Annotated in this window: 15 protein-coding genes; 5 read left to right on the forward strand and 10 right to left on the reverse strand. The window is 62.5% G+C overall.

Translation table 11 applies throughout. From position 1 onward, the window contains the following. Positions 1 to 5: 5 nt before the first annotated feature. The 3 genes from FFM81_RS16815 to FFM81_RS16825 are packed head-to-tail and all read right to left on the reverse strand — an operon-like array spanning position 6 to position 3,453. A complete protein-coding gene (locus FFM81_RS16815; RefSeq protein WP_138385075.1) occupies positions 6 to 887 on the reverse strand; it encodes a patatin-like phospholipase family protein in 882 nt (293 codons plus the stop codon). A gap of 12 nt (positions 888 to 899) precedes the next feature. Then, positions 900 to 1,460: a 16S rRNA (guanine(966)-N(2))-methyltransferase RsmD gene (rsmD, locus tag FFM81_RS16820; protein ID WP_025415436.1), complete on the reverse strand. Its 561-nt coding sequence runs from the start codon at positions 1,458 to 1,460 to the stop codon at positions 900 to 902. Continuing rightward, positions 1,441 to 3,453 (reverse strand): pseudouridine synthase, encoded by a 2,013-nt coding sequence (locus FFM81_RS16825; RefSeq protein WP_138385074.1) that lies wholly within the window; start codon positions 3,451 to 3,453, stop codon positions 1,441 to 1,443. The genes rsmD and FFM81_RS16825 overlap by 20 nt, the downstream gene beginning before the upstream one ends. A gap of 90 nt (positions 3,454 to 3,543) precedes the next feature. On the opposite strand from FFM81_RS16825, the gene FFM81_RS16830 reads away from it, so the two are divergent. Next, entirely contained in the window at positions 3,544 to 3,981 is a 438-nt protein-coding gene (locus tag FFM81_RS16830; protein ID WP_138385195.1) for a nucleoside deaminase, read from the forward strand. 240 nt (positions 3,982 to 4,221) lie between these two features. Here the strand turns inward: FFM81_RS16830 and FFM81_RS16835 are convergent, their stop codons facing one another. The 4 genes from FFM81_RS16835 to FFM81_RS16850 all read right to left on the reverse strand — a co-directional run bounded on the left by FFM81_RS16835 (position 4,222) and on the right by FFM81_RS16850 (position 10,009). Continuing rightward, entirely contained in the window at positions 4,222 to 4,851 is a 630-nt protein-coding gene (locus FFM81_RS16835; RefSeq protein WP_003570063.1) for a hypothetical protein, read from the reverse strand. Positions 4,852 to 4,982: 131 nt separating this feature from the next. Next, complete coding sequence (ileS, locus tag FFM81_RS16840; protein WP_138385073.1) at positions 4,983 to 7,874, reverse strand: isoleucine--tRNA ligase; 2,892 nt, start codon at positions 7,872 to 7,874, stop codon at positions 4,983 to 4,985. Between the two features lie 288 nt (positions 7,875 to 8,162). Continuing rightward, positions 8,163 to 9,146 carry a bifunctional riboflavin kinase/FAD synthetase gene (locus FFM81_RS16845; protein WP_003570066.1) on the reverse strand — a complete coding sequence of 328 codons (984 nt, stop codon included), beginning with the start codon at positions 9,144 to 9,146 and terminating at the stop codon, positions 8,163 to 8,165. 14 nt (positions 9,147 to 9,160) lie between these two features. Next, on the reverse strand, positions 9,161 to 10,009 hold the full coding sequence (locus FFM81_RS16850) for a TIGR01459 family HAD-type hydrolase (RefSeq protein WP_025415432.1): 849 nt from the start codon (positions 10,007 to 10,009) through the stop codon (positions 9,161 to 9,163). A 286-nt stretch (positions 10,010 to 10,295) separates the two neighbouring features. Here FFM81_RS16850 and groES point away from each other — a divergent pair, with 286 nt between their 5' ends. The 3 genes from groES (at position 10,296) to FFM81_RS16865 (ending at position 13,346) form a co-directional block, all read left to right on the forward strand. Then, positions 10,296 to 10,592, forward strand: coding sequence for a co-chaperone GroES (groES, locus tag FFM81_RS16855; protein ID WP_003545797.1), 297 nt, complete (start codon positions 10,296 to 10,298; stop codon positions 10,590 to 10,592). 70 nt (positions 10,593 to 10,662) lie between these two features. Continuing rightward, positions 10,663 to 12,303, forward strand: coding sequence for a chaperonin GroEL (groL, locus tag FFM81_RS16860; RefSeq protein WP_003570068.1), 1,641 nt, complete (start codon positions 10,663 to 10,665; stop codon positions 12,301 to 12,303). 596 nt (positions 12,304 to 12,899) lie between these two features. Beyond that, on the forward strand, positions 12,900 to 13,346 hold the full coding sequence (locus tag FFM81_RS16865; RefSeq protein ID WP_003570069.1) for a hypothetical protein: 447 nt from the start codon (positions 12,900 to 12,902) through the stop codon (positions 13,344 to 13,346). 129 nt (positions 13,347 to 13,475) lie between these two features. Here the strand turns inward: FFM81_RS16865 and FFM81_RS16870 are convergent, their stop codons facing one another. Beyond that, complete coding sequence (locus FFM81_RS16870) at positions 13,476 to 14,186, reverse strand: glutathione binding-like protein (protein ID WP_138385072.1); 711 nt, start codon at positions 14,184 to 14,186, stop codon at positions 13,476 to 13,478. A 210-nt stretch (positions 14,187 to 14,396) separates the two neighbouring features. Between FFM81_RS16870 and FFM81_RS16875 the strand changes: the two genes are divergently transcribed. Then, entirely contained in the window at positions 14,397 to 14,810 is a 414-nt protein-coding gene (locus FFM81_RS16875) for a DoxX family protein (protein WP_003570071.1), read from the forward strand. A gap of 78 nt (positions 14,811 to 14,888) precedes the next feature. Here the strand turns inward: FFM81_RS16875 and hisG are convergent, their stop codons facing one another. Together hisG and FFM81_RS16885 are read right to left on the reverse strand one after the other, a co-directional pair. Beyond that, positions 14,889 to 15,584, reverse strand: a complete 696-nt coding sequence (gene hisG / locus FFM81_RS16880; protein ID WP_097534842.1) for an ATP phosphoribosyltransferase — start codon at positions 15,582 to 15,584, stop codon at positions 14,889 to 14,891. Then, entirely contained in the window at positions 15,581 to 16,702 is a 1,122-nt protein-coding gene (locus tag FFM81_RS16885) for an ATP phosphoribosyltransferase regulatory subunit (protein WP_138385071.1), read from the reverse strand. The genes hisG and FFM81_RS16885 overlap by 4 nt, the downstream gene beginning before the upstream one ends. Between the last annotated feature and the right edge of the window lie 39 nt (positions 16,703 to 16,741).

Genomic DNA, 16,741 nt, shown 5'->3' on the forward strand with positions numbered 1-16,741 from the left:
GGGCATCAGCGCTTCAGCCGCGCCTCGATTTCCCGGTCGAGGGCGAATTTCAGCTCGTCCTTGACGCCGACGGACATGGCCAAGACTTCGCGGGCCTTGAGGAAATCCATGACGCCGGTGCGGCCGACGGCCGGGCGCAGGAAGATTTGCGGCTGGCGCAGCTTCAGCTTCAACGTGATCGCCGTCTGCATCATCAGCTGGCCGGAGCCGAAGATGCTCTCCATGCGGTTCGGAATATGGGTGCCGTCGCCTTCCGGTGCGCCGACGACATCGATGCCGACGACGATGTCGGCAAGGTCCATCAGCGGTTCATAGGGCACCGGATTGCTGATGCCGCCGTCGATCATCACCCGGCCGCGCAGGCGCACCGGCATGAAGACGGCAGGGATGGCGGAAGAAGCGGCGAGTGCCGGAAACAGCTCGCCCTCTTCGATGATGACTTCGCACTGCCCGTAATAATCCGTGGTGATGACCTTCATCGGCACCAGCAGATCCTCGAAACGGGCCGGCAGCTCGGCCGGCAGAAAGGCTTTCAGGATCCGCTCCAGATTGAACTGGCCGATACGGATGCCCTTGGCGACGGCATCGCGCACCGTCGTCGGTCTCAAGCCCCAGATGCGGCTGACAACGGCCGTCTTGTTGCCGACGGTGGCCAACGCATGTTCACGGATTTCGGCCCCCGACATGCCGGCGGCCATGCCGGCCCCCATGATCGCCCCCATCGACGAGCCTGATACCGCCACCGGGCGAATGCCCAGTTCGTCGAGCGTCTCGATGACATGGATATGGGCAAGCCCGCGCGCGCCGCCGCCGCCGAAAGCGACAGCGACCGTTGGAAGATCGCTGATCGCAGGCAGTTTCGGGCTAATGATCTCTGCCTGCTGCACGCCCCGCCCCGCTTATTGCGGCTGATACCGGAAGAAATGCACCCTCGTATCGCCAAAGATGCGGTTTTCGAGGAAGACATATGAAGGATGCACGGAAACGACAATATCGCCGCGCTCTTCGAGCACCGCGATCGCGCCCGGCCGCAGCCAGCCGCCGACGGCGGCCGCAGCCATCGCCTTCTCGCCGAGGCCCTTGCCATAGGGCGGATCGGCAAACAGCACGTCGAAGGGCTCGAGATTGCCGACGCTGCCGAGATCGGTCGCATCCCGGCGCAGGATGCGCGTGCGGCCATGCAGGCCGAGCGCATCGATGTTCTCCCAGAGCAGCGCCCTGCCCTCGACGCTGTTTTCGACGAAGAGCGCGTGGCGACAGCCGCGCGAAACGGCTTCGAGGCCGACGGCGCCGGTTCCGGCAAAAAGATCGAGGATCCGGGTGCCGTCGACGCATTCCGGATAGGCATGGCTCAATATATTGAACAGGCTCTCGCGCGTCCGGTCGGCAGTCGGCCGGATCTCGTTGGATTTTGGCACGGCGAGAGGCCGTCCGCGAAACTCACCGCCGACGATCCGCACCGCGCGTCATTCCCTTTCCTTTGCCACCACCTCTGGACGGCCCGCCCGCAGGCCTGTCGCCGCCCGGCCTTTCACCGCCCGGCTTGTTACCACCCGACTTGGCGCCCTTCGGCTTACCGGAAAAATTCTTGGGCCCACCCGGCTTGGCACCGAAGCTCTTGCCGCGCGGCTTATCACCCGAAGGCTTGTCGCCGAATGATCTTTCGCCGCGCGGGCGCTCGGAGCGGCCTTCGCCGGTATAACTTCTGGCTGCCCGCGGGCGCTCATCACCGTCCTCGCGCGGCCTGCGATCACCCCGCGGCTTGTCGCCGAATGGACGATCTCCACGCGAAGGGCGATCCCCGAAAGGCCGATCGCCGCGCGGACGCTCCGAACGGGCCTCGCCGGTGGAGGTTCTGGCAGCCCGTGGACGCTCGTCACCATCGTCACGCGGCTTGCGGTCACCCCGCGGCTTGTCGCCGAAGGGCCGGTCGCCACGCGAGGGGCGATCACCGTAAGGCCGGTCGCCGCGCGGGCGCTCAGAACGGCCCTCGCCGGCAGAGGCTCTGGCGGCACGAGGACGTTCGTCACCTTCGCCACGCGGTTTGCGATCACCCCGCGGCTTGTCGCCGAACGGACGATCCCCGAAAGAGCGCTTGCGGCCGAAGCCTTCGCCCTCATCCTTGCGACGGGGCTCCTCGCTCGAGCGGATCCATTCGCCGTCCTCCTCGCGCACGCGGTTGATCGGCGTGCGCGGGCGATCCTCGATATGGTGGGAACCGGCGCCCTTTGCCCCCGCCTGCTCGCCGCGCCGGCGCGCGGTCTGCTCATTCTTGGCGGCTTTCGCCGCAGCCTTTTCGCCGAGCGGCCTGGCGCCCGGCGCCATCCAGACATTGGCGCTGCGGCGCTGGCCGAGCGGCTGGGGACGTTTGGGCTTTTCGTCGTCGAAGCGGCCGCCATCGCGGCGGTCGTCATCTCTACGCCCGCCACCGCGGCGATCGTCGCGCTTGGTGTCGAGACGGCTTAGCGCCCGTTCGCGCTTATCCTCGTCGCGGCGCGGACGCTGTTCGCGCTTTTCCGGCACTGCGCTTTCAGCCTCTTCCTCGGCGGCAACGGCTGGCGCATTGTAGATCGGCGCGTCGAAATTCGCCTTGGCTTCCTCGATCAGGCGCGGGCCGAGCTGGTCACGCAAGGTGCGGCCGCGCACCTCGATGACATGGCCTTCCGGCAGGTCGCCGAGCTGGAACGGGCCATAGGAAATGCGGATCAGGCGGTTGACGTCGAGACCGAGCGCGCCCATCACGTTCTTGATTTCGCGGTTCTTGCCTTCGCGAAGACCCATGGTGATCCAGACGTTCGAGCCTTGCGTGCGGTCGAGCGTCGCCTCGATCGAACCGTAGAGCACACCGTCGACGGCGATGCCGTCCTTCAGTCTATCGAGTGCATCCTGATCGATCTCGCCATGGGCGCGGACACGGTAGCGTCGCAGCCAGCCGGTCGCCGGCAGCTCGAGCGCGCGGGCAAGGCCGCCGTCATTGGTGAGCAGCAGCAGGCCTTCGGTATTGATGTCGAGGCGGCCGATCGACATGACGCGCGGCAGTTCTTCCGGCAAGTTGTCGAAGACAGTCGCGCGGCCTTCGGGATCGGCATTGGTGGTCACCAAGCCGGCCGGCTTATGATAGAGCCACAGTCTGGTGCGCTCGATGCCGCGGATCGGCATGCCGTCGACCTCGATGCGGTCGGCAAGCGTGACATTGACTACGGGCGTGTCGAGAACCGCGCCGTTCAGCGTCACCCGGCCTTCCATGATCATGCGTTCGATGTCGCGGCGGGAGGCAACGCCGGCGCGCGCCATCACCTTGGAAATACGTTCGGCCTTCGCGTCGCCATCGCTCTCGGCGGCGATTGCAGCCTTTGCCGGCTTGTCACCGCGCGGCTTGCCGCCGGTCTTCGGCTCGGTGTCCCGTGAAAACGGCTTTGCGCCCGGGCGTTTTGGCTTGTCTTTAGGTGTCATTTGTTGTTTGCCTGCCTTTTGGGCCTGTCTATCAGGTCACGCATCTGCGGTTAAGTGGAAATTCTTGCGATCGTGAAGACAAATCGTTTCATGGAGATGGCGCTTGTAGAGGCGCGTGCCGCCGGAGACCGCGGCGAGGTGCCGATCGGCGCCGTCGTCGTCATCGACGATATCGCCGTTTCACGCGCGGGAAACCGCACACGCGAGCTCAAGGACGTCACCGCGCACGCCGAAATCGCCGCGATCCGGCTTGCCTGCGACGCGCTCGGACAGGAGCGCCTTGTCGGCGCCGATCTCTACGTGACGCTCGAACCCTGCACCATGTGCGCGGCAGCCATCTCCTTTGCGCGTATCCGCAGGCTCTATTACGGCGCCGAGGACCCGAAGGGCGGCGGCGTCGACAATGGCGTGCGATTCTATGCGCAGGCGACCTGCCACCACGCTCCGGAGGTCTACTCCGGCTTCAACGAGGTCCAGTCGGCCGAGATCTTGCGGACATTCTTTTCGCAAAAGCGAGAGGCGCCGTAATGCGTGGCGTCCCTGCATACCGTTACGCGTGCCAATCTTAAGATATCTCGGTGCGGGGAGATTGTCGGCACCAGCCCCTCATCCGGCTGCCGCCACCTTCTCCCCGTAAACGGGGCGAAGGGGATAAGGCGCAGCCTTCTCCGTCCCTCGCTCGAAGCTCTCCCGTGGCACGTCCCCTCGCCCCGTTTACGGGGAGAGGGTTAGGGTGAGGGGCAGCCTTCAATGCGCTCGGACAAGCTGCTATTGCAGGAAGTTCCACCACTGCTTGCCGGTGTTGGCGACTGCGGCATCTTTCTTGCGCTTCTTCGCCTTCTTGAGCTCGGGTTCGCCGAGATCGTCGAGCTTGGCCGGATCGTCGACGGTGCGGTAGCCGGGCGGCGGATCGGATATATAGCGGCGCTGATCGATATAGGAGCCCTTCTGCAGGGCGCGGGCTTCACGATAGGCCTTGGTCTGGGCTTCCGTCGTGCGCCGGCCGCCTTCGATGGCGGAGCTGGCGAGTGGGGAGCGGTAATTCGGATTGTCCGAGTTCGCATCAGCTTCCCCGACGAGGCGGGCGCGAGTTTCCTCCGGCGATTCAATCCATTGCGGATTGTCCTTGTTGGCGACCGTCGGCTGCGGCGCAACGAGGGTCTCCTTCTGCGCCTGGGCCGGCAGCACCAGCGTCGGGCGCGGCGTGTATTTGACGCCCTTGTTCTTGGGATCCGGCCCGGTCAACGACACGGACTGGCCGAGATCGTCGGTCAATTGCTCCATGGCGGTCTTGTCGGTGCCGTAGGTCGGGCTGCTGGCGCAGCTGGAGACCAGGGAGCATCCCGCCATGACAACAGACAGGCAGGCGCCCATACGGAACCAATGCGTTGCGAACATGAAAACCCTTCCAGCCACCGGTGCAATCGTTGCCCAACCGGACAACCGTCCCCCTGACGCAAAAATCCGGCCATTTTCAGGCAGCTTTTACCGGATGAACCGCGAAAACGCAATTCACCCGGTAAATATCTTCAGGCGCCGATGCCGAGTTCGCGCAATGCGGCAGCATCACGCTTGGAAACATCGGGATAGTCCGGATCGGCGCCGACGTCGGTGGTGATGCGCCAGGATCGGGCGCATTTCACGCCTTCGGCCAGCTTCGGAACGACGGCGACATCAGCCACTTCTGCCAGGCGGAACGCTTCAGCCGGGCCGGCGTCCGCCTTAATCGTGATGCCCGAGGTGATGCAGACTTCGGTGAAGTCCTGGCCTTCCAGCGCCTTCACGAGTTCCGGGTCGGCGATGTGGACGACGGGAGCGGCCTCCAGCGAGGAGCCGATACGCTTATCCCTGCGCTCGATTTCCAGAGCGCCCGTGACAACCGAGCGGACGGCGCGGATCTTCTTCCATTTTTCGGCCAGGGCATCGTTGCGCCATTCCTTGGCAACAGGGGCAAACTGCTCCAGATGCACCGAAACGGCGGCCGGGTTGCGCGACAGCCAGGCCTCCTCAGTGGTGAAGGGCAGCATCGGCGCAAGCCAGGTCACCATGCAATCGAAGATCTGGCGGATGACGTGCAGGCTGGCGCGCCGGCGCAGGCTCGAGGGCGCGTCGCAATAGAGCGCATCCTTGCGGACATCGAAATAGAAGGCCGAAAGCTCGACATTGGCAAAATCGATCAATGCGCGGGCGATCTTCTTGAAGTCGAAGCTGTCGTAATTCTCGCGCACCAGATCGTCGAGCTCGGCCAGCCGGTGCAGCATCAGCTGCTCCAGCTCCGGCAGATCGGCAAGAGCGATCTCCTCGCCCTTGTCGTGGGCGAGCGTGCCGAGCATCCAGCGGATGGTGTTGCGCAGCTTGCGATAGGCGTCGACATTGGTCTGGATGATCGTCTTGCCGACGCGCAGGTCGTCGGCATAATCCGAGGTCATCACCCAGAGGCGCAGGATATCGGCGCCGGCATCCTTCATCACTTCCTGTGGTGCGGTGACGTTGCCCTTCGACTTCGACATCTTCTCGCCCTTCTCGTCCATGGTGAAACCATGGGTGAGGACGGCGTTGTAAGGCGCACGGCCGCGGGTGGCAGCCGATTCCAGCAGCGAGGAATGGAACCAGCCGCGGTGCTGGTCGGACCCTTCGAGATAAAGATCGGCCGGCCACTTCAGGTCGGGGCGGTCTTCGAGCGTGAAGGTGTGCGTCGAGCCAGAATCGAACCAGACGTCGAGGATATCCATCACCTGCGTCCAGCGGGAATGGTCGTGGTCATTGCCGAGGAACCGCTCCTTGGCGCCTTCGGCAAACCAGGCGTCGGCGCCCTCATGTTCGAAGGCTTCGAGAATGCGGGCATTGACGGCGTCATCGACCAGGACCTCGCCCTCATCGTCGGCAAAGACGGCGATCGGTACGCCCCATGCCCTTTGACGGGAAAGAACCCAGTCCGGGCGGCCCTCGATCATGGCGCGCAACCGGTTCTGGCCGGCGGCGGGCACGAAGCGGGTGTCGTCGATCGCTCCCAGCGCGCGCGAACGCAGCGTCGTGCCGTCGGCAAGGGTCTTGTCCATATAGACGAACCATTGCGGCGTGTTGCGGAAGATGACCGGCTTCTTCGAGCGCCAGGAGTGCGGATACTGATGCTTCAACCGGCCGCGGGCAAAGAGCGCGCCGCGGGCGATCAGCTCCTTGATGACGCGGTCGTTGGCATCGCCCTTCTTGCCGTTGTCGTCGATGACGCGGGCGCCTTCGAAGCCGGGGGCGTCGGATGTATAGAAGCCACCGTCATCGACCGGGAACGGGATCTTGGTCTCGATGCCGCGCGCCTCCAGCGTGCGGACGGCCGACATCCAGGCATCGAAGTCTTCGCGACCGTGGCTCGGAGCGGTATGCACGAAGCCGGTGCCGGCGTCATCGGTGACGTGGTCGCCATCGAGCAGCGGTACAGTGAATTCATAGCCGCCGTCGAGACCCTTGAACGGATGGGCGCAGGTCATCGCCGCGAAGTCCGCCGCAGAAACATCGCTCAAACGCTTGTATTGCAGCTTGGCCTTGGCGAAGGATTCCTCGGCGAGCTTATCGGCAAAGATCAGCCTTTCGCCGGGACGCGGACCAAAATCATTCTCGGCCGCCGTCACCTCGTAAAGGCCGTAGGAGACACGTGCAGAGAAGGAGACCGCGCGGTTGCCGGGGATCGTCCAGGGCGTGGTCGTCCAGATCACCACGAAGGCGTCCTTGAGCGCGGATGGACCTTCGACGACTGGGAATTTCACCCAGATCGTATCGCTCTCATAGTCCTGGTACTCGACCTCGGCTTCGGCCAGCGCCGTACGTTCGACGACCGACCACATGATCGGCTTGGAGCCGCGATAAAGCTGGCCGCTGGCGGCGATCTTCAGGAGTTCGCCGGCAATGCGCGATTCCGCATGGAAATTCATCGTCGTATAGGGATTGTCGAAGTCGCCCTCGATGCCGAGACGCTTGAACTCTTCGGCCTGAACCTTGATCCAGCCGGCGGCGAATTCACGGCATTCTCTGCGGAACTCGTTGACCGGAACCTCGTCCTTGTTCCTGCCCTTCTCGCGATACTTCTCCTCGATCTTCCATTCGATCGGAAGTCCGTGGCAATCCCAGCCGGGCACGTAATTGGCGTCGTAACCGCGCATCTGGAACGAGCGGTTGATGACGTCCTTGAGGATCTTGTTCAGCGCGTGGCCGATATGGATGTTGCCGTTGGCATAGGGCGGGCCGTCGTGAAGCACGAACCTTTCGCGGCCGGCGGCCGAAGCGCGCAATTTTTTGTAGAGACCCATTTCCTGCCAGCGCTTGACGAGCTCCGGCTCCTTCTGCGGCAGGCCGGCGCGCATCGGGAAATCGGTTTCGGGCAAATAGAGGGTCTTCGAATAATCGATCTTTTCGGCTGTGTCGGTCATATCGGGACAATCGTTTCTGGCGGCCCGGAAAGGGGCGCTGCGGGCGTGAAAAAGCTGGTGACGGAAGCGCTCATGTGAGAGCGCCAAAAACCCGGACCTCCCGGCCGCTTAGCGCGCGCGGAAGGCCGGGCCGATAATTCGCATCGTGATCGCCAGCCGAAATTTCGTCATAGCGCCGGTTCATAGGCGTTTTTGCTGGGAAAAGGAAGAGAAGAATTCGCCGCAAGCGATCCCTCGGCGCGAGCGAAATTTTCGATTGCGTCCGAAAAATTCGGGACCGACGCGACCTCAGGAGAAACAAAGCTTCCGATCGAGTTCGCCAAGCGGCTTGACACCAGCCAGCAGCGCCCTCGCCTCTTCCTCGTCGCGCTTGATCTGGGCGACCAGCGGATCGAGGCCATCGAATTTCAGTTCGGGTCTAAGATAGCCGAAGAAGGAGACGGCGCAGCGCTGGCCGTAGAGATCGCCGCTGAAATCGAAAAGATAGGTTTCGAGCAGCGGCGCGCCGTTTTCCGTGACCGTCGGGCGGCGGCCGTAGCTGGCGACGGCATCATGGAGCGTGCCGTCCTGGCGGCGGAAGCGGACGGCATAAATGCCGGCGGCAAGTTCGACCTCCGGCGGCAGGCGCATGTTGGCGGTGGGAAAACCCAGCTGGCGGCCGAGCTTTTCGCCGTCGATCACCTCGGCCTCGACCGTATAGCGATAACCCAGCATGCCGGCGACTTCGCTGACGCTGCCTTCCTTCAAAAGCGCGCGGATATGGCTCGAAGAGACGACATAGGCGTTTTCGTCGCGGAAGGCATCGATCAGGGTGACGCCGAAGCCATAGGTCTGGCCGGCGTTCATCAGGAAGGCCGGACCGCCCTCGCGGCCGCGGCCGAAATGGAAATCGAAGCCGGTGACGACTTCGGAGGCGCCGAGCCAATCCTTGAGGATCGAATGGATGAAATCGTCGGCCGAGCGCTGCGAGAACTCGTAGTCGAAGGGATATTCGATGACGGCGCTAAAACCGAGCGTCTCCAGGATGCGGGCTTTGAGTGGCGCCGGCGTCAGGCGGAAGACCGGCGTCTCAGGCCGGAAGACCGTGCGCGGATGCGGCTCGAAGGTCAGCACCAAGGCGGGGATGCCGCGCGCCCTGGAGATTTCGAGCGCGCGGTTGAGCACAGACTGGTGGCCACGGTGCACGCCGTCGAAATTGCCGATGGCAATGACGCCGCCCTTCAGATGGGCAGGCAAGGGTTCCCGGGTTTCATTGCGGTGGAAGACGGTCATCGGCAGGCTTCTCTTTATGCAAGGCGTGGCATCCACCACTTCGGCGCGGCTTTTTCCCGATCGAGATAGGCGTGGAGAATCGCCTCGTCGGTCTCGCCGTTCAAGGTGTATTCCTTGGCGTGGATACCGCCGCTGATGTAGAGAAGGTCGAGGCCGTAATTCAAGGCGCCGCGAACATCGGTCGGCATGCCGTCGCCGATCGCCAGCACACGGTCGATGGGGAAATCGCCGCGAAGCTCGCGGGCAGCGGCCAACGTCGCCTCATAGATCGGCCGGTGCGGTTTTCCGGCGATCCGGGTGCTGCCACCAAGCTGCTCGTAATAGGCGGCCATGGCGCCGGCGCAGGGGATGATGCGATGGCCGCGCTCGACGACGAGGTCGGGATTGGCGCAGATCATCGGCACCTCGCGCGCCTGAAAATCCAGAAGCATGTCGGTGTAATCCTCCGGCTTCTCAGTCTCGTCATCGAAGAAGCCGGTGCAGACGAGCGATTGTGCTTCGCCCGCGGGGGTGCGCTCGACGCCAATGCCTTCGAGCAGTGCCTTGTCGCGCTCAGGACCGAGCAGAAAGACCGTCTTCGGCCCTTCGGCGATCAGCCGGCGGGTGACGTCGCCTGAGGTGACGATCCGGTCATAGGCGCTGTCGGGCACCCCGATCTGGCGCAGCTGCTCGACCACCTGCCAGGAAAGGCGCGGCGAATTGGTGATGAGGACGACAGCGACGCCGCTCTCGCGTGCCGCTTCAAGGGCAGCCGCCGCCTTTGGAAACGGATCGACACCGTTGTGAACAACGCCCCAGACATCGCAGAGCACCACGTCATAATGACCTGTTATCTCCGAGAAGTTTTCTATGCGCCTCGCCATTCCGAATTCCCGATTTGCCTCAGTCACCGGTGACATTGCAAAGGCGCAAGGCGATGGCAAGGCAATTTTCTTCGCTGCCGGCCCAGCACACCGGGTTTCGGCAACAATCTCCGCATTTCTCCGGCCTCTTCACAATTCCGGCACAAAAATTCGTGATTGCTCTCATTGACTCCTCTTGGAGCCATCCCTAAATGCTCGTCGCTAGCACTCACCGCAAGGGAGTGCTAACATCTATCCATGTGGGCCGCTCCGGCCCGCGAATGTCATTCGATCGAGGGATTAGACAATGGCAAGCACCAACTTCCGCCCCCTTCACGACCGCGTCGTTGTTCGCCGCGTTGAGTCCGAAGCCAAGACCAAGGGTGGCATCATCATTCCCGATACCGCCAAGGAAAAGCCGCAGGAAGGCGAAATCGTCGCCGTCGGTTCCGGCGCTCGTGACGAGTCCGGCAAGGTCGTCGCACTCGACGTCAAGGCTGGCGACCGCATCCTGTTCGGCAAGTGGTCCGGCACTGAAGTCAAGATCGACGGCGAAGACCTTCTGATCATGAAGGAAGCCGACATTATGGGCATCATCGGCTGATCAGCCGCTGGCCTTTCCGACGTAGCCGACGGGTCCAGAACCCGGACACTCGAATTGAGGAGTTTCAATCATGGCATCTAAAGAAATCAAGTTTGGTCGTACCGCGCGCGAAAAGATGCTGCGTGGCGTCGACATTCTCGCCGATGCAGTCAAGGTAACGCTCGGCCCGAAGGGCCGTAACGTCATCATCGACAAGTCCTTCGGCGCTCCGCGCATCACCAAGGACGGCGTTTCCGTCGCCAAGGAAATCGAACTCGAAGACAAGTTCGAAAACATGGGCGCCCAGATGGTCCGCGAAGTCGCTTCGAAGACCAACGACATCGCCGGCGACGGCACCACCACTGCAACCGTTCTTGCCCAGGCGATCGTTCGCGAAGGCAACAAGGCCGTTGCAGCCGGCATGAACCCGATGGACCTGAAGCGCGGCATCGACCTCGCTGTTGCCGACGTCGTGAAGGATCTCCAGGCCAAGGCCAAGAAGATCTCCACCTCTGAGGAAGTTGCACAGGTCGGCACGATTTCAGCAAACGGCGACAAGCAGGTCGGTCTCGACATTGCTGAAGCCATGCAGAAGGTCGGCAATGAAGGCGTCATCACGGTTGAAGAAGCCAAGACCGCCGAAACCGAACTCGAAGTCGTCGAAGGCATGCAGTTCGACCGCGGCTACCTCAGCCCCTACTTCGTGACCAACCCGGAAAAGATGATCGCCGACCTCGAAGACGTCTTCATTCTCCTTCACGAGAAGAAGCTCTCGAACCTGCAGTCGATGCTTCCGGTTCTCGAAGCTGTCGTTCAGACCGGCAAGCCGCTCCTGATCATCGCTGAAGACGTCGAAGGCGAAGCTCTTGCAACGCTCGTCGTCAACAAGCTGCGCGGCGGCCTCAAGATCGCTGCTGTCAAGGCGCCGGGCTTCGGCGATCGCCGCAAGGCCATGCTCGAAGACATCGCCATCCTGACCGGCGGCACCGTGATCTCCGAAGACCTCGGCATCAAGCTCGAGAGCGTTACGCTCGACATGCTCGGCCGTGCGAAGAAGGTTTCGATCTCCAAGGAAAACACCACGATCGTCGACGGTTCGGGCGCCAAGTCCGACATCGAAGGCCGTGTTGCCCAGATCAAGGCCCAGATCGAAGAAACCACCTCCGACTACGACCGCGAAAAGCTGCAGGAACGTCTTGCCAAGCTCGCCGGCGGCGTTGCCGTCATCCGCGTCGGCGGCTCGACGGAAGTCGAAGTGAAGGAAAAGAAGGACCGCATCGACGACGCTCTCAACGCGACGCGCGCTGCCGTTCAGGAAGGTATCGTCCCCGGCGGCGGTATCGCTCTCCTCCGCTCCTCCACGAAGATCAACGTCAAGGGTGCAAACGACGACCAGGAAGCCGGCATCAACATCGTTCGCCGCGCCCTGCAGTCGCTCGTTCGTCAGATCGCTGAAAACGCAGGCGACGAAGCCTCGATCGTTGTCGGCAAGGTGCTCGACAAGAATGAAGACAACTACGGCTACAACGCCCAGACGTCCGAATTCGGCGACATGATCTCGATGGGTATCGTCGACCCGCTCAAGGTCGTTCGTACCGCGCTGCAGAACGCTGCTTCTGTCGCATCGCTGCTGATCACCACCGAAGCCATGATTGCCGAACTGCCGAAGAAGGATGCCCCTGCCGGCATGCCTGGCGGCATGGGCGGCATGGGCGGAATGGACATGATGTGATAGGCGAAAGCCTGCACTGATACCATTCCGGCATCCGGAACAGGAAGGGCGGCCCTCGGGTCGCCCTTTTCTTTTTTGCCCCAAGCGATTCGATCCGTTGCGCCCTATTTTATGCCGCGCAACCGTTTAACAGCACGGCGTTGCCGTTCCCCAGTCGCAAGCTTTCGCGAGGCTTGCGTCGTCGCGTATTTTCCGTCGGCAAAAATATGCGGGAAATCGCCGGTGAAGGCATGATTTGCGGCTCGACCGGCAGGGAAACCGCTCCCAAAGCCCGCAAAATTGGTGTTTCGGCGCTGCTTCCTCGAGAAGTACCATGAAGAGGCCGGCATCCGAGCACAAATGCCGATGCGAACACCCCTTAAAAAGCCGTTGCCGTTTGTTTAAAAGCTCCTATAAATCCGCGCTGCCATCGACGCGCCCGGCGATAACTCGCCATCAGACGGGCGCGGAAAGACGATCCGTGACGTTCCGCAGGCCTGATGGCCGCGGCAACGATCGCCGGTAAAAGCACGGGCATCATGCCTGCTGCTGCGTGATCCTGTTTTTGTGTTTACCGAACGTGCGGCGGCGGAGCTGCATGCGAACGGGGGAACGCCTTGTTTAAGATCGCCAAAGCCAATGCAGCCGTACCTTTGACACCCGGCTCGCTTGAGCATCACAATCAAAATGACGAGATGGTGGCTCAGTTTTCGATTTCCGAAGCCTGGACCGGAGATTTGTCGAGCGGCATGCTCCGTCTCGGCGAGTGGAGCGCGATGCTGCACGGCCTCTCCGCACGGGAATGCGGGCTCTTGAGCCTGATCCGCTGCTATGACCGCAAAGACCGCAGCCACGTCTTGGAACTGTTCGAGCAGGCAGCGACGCTCTGCTCCTCCTTCTGTTTTTCGACGACGATCATCATGCCGAACGGCTTACGCCAACCGCTCTTCTGCATGGGCGAGTCGAACGGGCTCGAGGAAAAATACAGCGGCAGCCTGGTCGGCGTCTTTCTCTTTCCGCGCTTCAAGCTCGAAGACGCAAGGCAGATCATAAGTTCGCGATAGGAGAGGGTTAGGGAGTGAGGGGCAGGCATCCGCGCGAATGCGACGTCCTCGCCGAGAAGGTCGCGGGCTCAGTCAGCAATCTTAAGCCCTTCCCGGGCCCGCTCTGTGTATTTTCCGGTGATCCGTCCGCTACTCCGGCTTGACGGGTATATTCAGGCCCCTTTCGCTTGCCGGACGGGCGATGCAGCGCTGCAGCCAGTCCATGACGGCGGGGAATTTCGCATAGTCGAGAACCTCGCGGCCGCCATAAAAGATGTCGGCGCCGCGAACCCAGGTGAAAGTGGTGATGTCGGCGATCGTATATTGATCGCCCATGATCCACTGACGCCCCTTCAGCCGGCCTTCCAGCACGCCGAGCAGCCGTTTGGATTCATCGCGATAGCGCTCCACCGGATAGGAATTGTTGGCGACCTTGTCGGCGGCGAATTTGTAGAAATGGCCGAACTGGCCGAACATCGGGCCGATGCCGGCCATCTGGAAGAACACCCACTGGATGCATTCGTAGCGGCCGGCGGCGCCTGCAGGGATGAGCTTGCCGGTTTTTTCGGCGAGATAAAGCAGGATGGCGCCGGATTCGAACAGGCCGATCGGCTTGCCGTCCGGGCCGTTCGGATCGATGATCGCCGGAATGCGGCCGTTCGGGTTGAGGGATTCGAATTCTGGGGATTTCTGCTCGCTGGCGGCGAAGGAAATATAATGCGGCTCATAGGCGAGCCCGAGCTCTTCGAGGGCGACCGAGACCTTCACCCCATTCGGGGTCTGCAGGGAATAGAGCTGGATGATGTCGGGATTTTTCGCTGGCCAGCGCGTCGTGATCGGAAATGCGGACAGATCTGCCATTGGATTCTCCATGTTATCAGCCGACCATAAGAGACCGGCTTCGTGAAAGGGCAAGCGACGGCGGGCAGGACATCGTTTCATATTATTGAACGAACTGTCCCCTTTCGTTTATCTTTCCATAAAAGAAGAAAAAGGCGACATAGGTGGCATACGAGGTCCACCGGTGCCGGGGCACCCAGATCTCCAGAGTCCTTCAAACGGAGACCATCCATGTCGAACGCCATCATCCTGATTGCCCGCATTCTTCTTTCCTTCATGTTCATCCTTTCCGGCTTCATGAAGCTCACCGATCCTGCCGGTACTGCCGGCATGATCGCCGGCGCCGGGCTGCCGGCAGCAAGCCTGTTGGCCTATGCCGCCGGCCTTTTCGAACTGCTGGCCGGCCTTGCGGTTCTCACAGGCTTCCAGGTCCGCATTGCCGGCTGGCTGCTCGCCGCCTTCTGTGTCTTCACGGGCGTTGCCTTCCACCTGCCCTACGCAAGCGGCACGGAACTCGTGAATATTCTCAACCAGATCATGGTGATGAAGAACATCACGCTGGCCGGTGCGTACATCCTGCTCGCCACCGTCGGTGCCGGTGCCTATTCGATCGACGCACGCCGCGGCGCCTACGTGGCCGCCTGATACCAGCAGACATCCTCCCGCAAATACGAAACCCGCCGTCATCCGACGGCGGGTTTTCTTGTGCCTGGATGGCCGGGATCAGAGGGCCGCGCGCACTGCTTCGATGATCGCCTGCACGGCGGGCTCGTCCGAATGGTTTTCCCGGCGCGCGCGCACGAGGCAGGCCTGCGAATGCAGGATGACGCCGTCCTGGAGCACTTTCAGGTGGTTGGCACGCAGCGTCGAGCCGGTGGAGGTGATATCGACGATGATATCGGCCGAGCCAGAGGCGGGAGCACCTTCGGTCGCGCCGAGGCTTTCGACGATGCGGTAAAGCTGGATGCCGTGCTGGCTCGAAAAGAACTGCTGGGTCAGGCGCCAGTATTTAGTGGCGATGGCCAGGCGCCGGCCATGACGGGCGCGAAAATCGGCGGCGACATCGCCGAGATCGGCCATGGTCTCGACATCAAGCCAGATCTCCGGCACCGCGACGACGACATCGGCATGGCCGAAGCCGAGGCGGGCGCAGAACTCGACGCGTTTGTCGACTTCGGCAAAACCTTCCCGCATCAGATCCTCGCCGGTGACGCCGAAATCGACGGTACCGTTGCCGAGTTCACGGGAAATTTCGGAGGCCGAGAGGAAGGCGATCTCGACATCGTCCCAGCCTTCGACGCGGCCGCGATAGGAACGGTCGTTGCCGACAGCCGTGATCGGCATGCCGGCCCGCTCGAAGATCGCCGAAGCATCGTCCTTCATCCGGCCTTTGGAGGGGAGCGCGATGGTGATGGTCATGCGACTGCCCTTTCGGTTTCGATGCGGTCGAGCCAGAAGGAGAAGCCGACGGCCGGAATGCGGTCGGTTGCGCCGAGGAAAGTCAGGAGCTTGTCGAAGCGGCCGCCGCCGGCCAAAACCGCCGTCGAACCCTCAGCCGTGACCTCGAAGACGAGGCCGGTGTAATAATCGAGCGGCCGTCCGAAGGCGGCGCGATAGTCGAGGCATGAAAGATCGACCCCGGCATCGGCAAGGGCAGCGACACGGCCGTTGAAGCGGGAAAGCGCATTGCCGAGTTTCAGGCCGGCTGCATCGGCAAAACCGGCCAGCGCTGCGGACGCATTGACGAGCGGCACGTCGAGCGACAGGAACTCTTCCAGCACATGGAAGGCCGCATCGTCGAGGCGCGTTTCGGAGAGGATGAGCTTTTCCTTGAGCCGCCGGGCGATCTCCAGGGCCGAGCGGCCGGCATTGGTCGAATAACCCGTCGTCTGCATTTCGTGCTCGAGATGGGCGACCAGTGCCTGCTCGTCGCCCGAGGCGACAAGCCCGGCAATATCAGCGTCCAGCCCGGTAACGAATTGCGGGCTGACGAGACCAGCGAGCAGCGCTTCCAGTTGTGTCATGTTGCCGAAGGCATGGATCAGACGCTTCTGCCAGCCGAGCGGCAGGCCGAGCGCCTGAACAACCGACTCGAACACCGCTTGGTCACCCAGAGTCACCGACAGACGCCGGCCCGGCAGCAGCCGGGCGAGAATGCCGGTGGCATCGCCGATGGCGCGGGCGTCGGCGCTCGGTATGTTAATATCGCCGAGATCCTCGATGCCGGCCTGATAGAATTCATTGGCGCCATCGCGGCGCTGGCGGAAGACCTCGCCGAGATAGGCGTAACGCTGCGGCGTACCGGTCGCCGTCTCGATGTGGCGCAGGCAGACGGGGATGGTGAATTCCGGACGCAGGCAGAGGCTGGCCCCGGTTTCGCTCTCGGTCATGAAGATCCGGCGGCGCAGATCCTCGCCGGCGATGTCGAGGAACGGTTCGGCCGGCTGAATGACAGGTATATCGATGCGCTCGGCGTTGCGGGCGGCAAATTCGGCCAGCAGGTCGGCGGCGAATTCGGGGAGATTGATCAGGGGCATGCCGGGCTCCGAAGGATAGGCGAGAAGCTTGCCGGAAGG

This window comes from Rhizobium hidalgonense (assembly GCF_005862185.2).
In the GTDB taxonomy this organism is placed as follows: Bacteria; Pseudomonadota; Alphaproteobacteria; order Rhizobiales; family Rhizobiaceae; genus Rhizobium; species Rhizobium hidalgonense.

Bases quoted from the DNA above. Each gene is read 5' to 3' on its own strand.
- FFM81_RS16830 (WP_138385195.1), top strand. From the start codon at position 3,544: ATGGAGATGGCGCTTGTAGAGGCGCGTGCCGCCGGAGACCGCGGCGAG.
- ileS (WP_138385073.1), bottom strand. From the start codon at position 7,874: ATGACCGACACAGCCGAAAAGATCGATTATTCGAAGACCCTCTATTTG.
- groES (WP_003545797.1), top strand. From the start codon at position 10,296: ATGGCAAGCACCAACTTCCGCCCCCTTCACGACCGCGTCGTTGTTCGC.
- FFM81_RS16875 (WP_003570071.1), top strand. From the start codon at position 14,397: ATGTCGAACGCCATCATCCTGATTGCCCGCATTCTTCTTTCCTTCATG.
- hisG (WP_097534842.1), bottom strand. From the start codon at position 15,584: ATGACCATCACCATCGCGCTCCCCTCCAAAGGCCGGATGAAGGACGAT.
- FFM81_RS16850 (WP_025415432.1), bottom strand. From the start codon at position 10,009: ATGGCGAGGCGCATAGAAAACTTCTCGGAGATAACAGGTCATTATGAC.
- FFM81_RS16845 (WP_003570066.1), bottom strand. From the start codon at position 9,146: ATGACCGTCTTCCACCGCAATGAAACCCGGGAACCCTTGCCTGCCCAT.
- FFM81_RS16835 (WP_003570063.1), bottom strand. From the start codon at position 4,851: ATGTTCGCAACGCATTGGTTCCGTATGGGCGCCTGCCTGTCTGTTGTC.
- groL (WP_003570068.1), top strand. From the start codon at position 10,663: ATGGCATCTAAAGAAATCAAGTTTGGTCGTACCGCGCGCGAAAAGATG.
- FFM81_RS16825 (WP_138385074.1), bottom strand. From the start codon at position 3,453: ATGACACCTAAAGACAAGCCAAAACGCCCGGGCGCAAAGCCGTTTTCA.
- FFM81_RS16870 (WP_138385072.1), bottom strand. From the start codon at position 14,186: ATGGCAGATCTGTCCGCATTTCCGATCACGACGCGCTGGCCAGCGAAA.
- FFM81_RS16885 (WP_138385071.1), bottom strand. From the start codon at position 16,702: ATGCCCCTGATCAATCTCCCCGAATTCGCCGCCGACCTGCTGGCCGAA.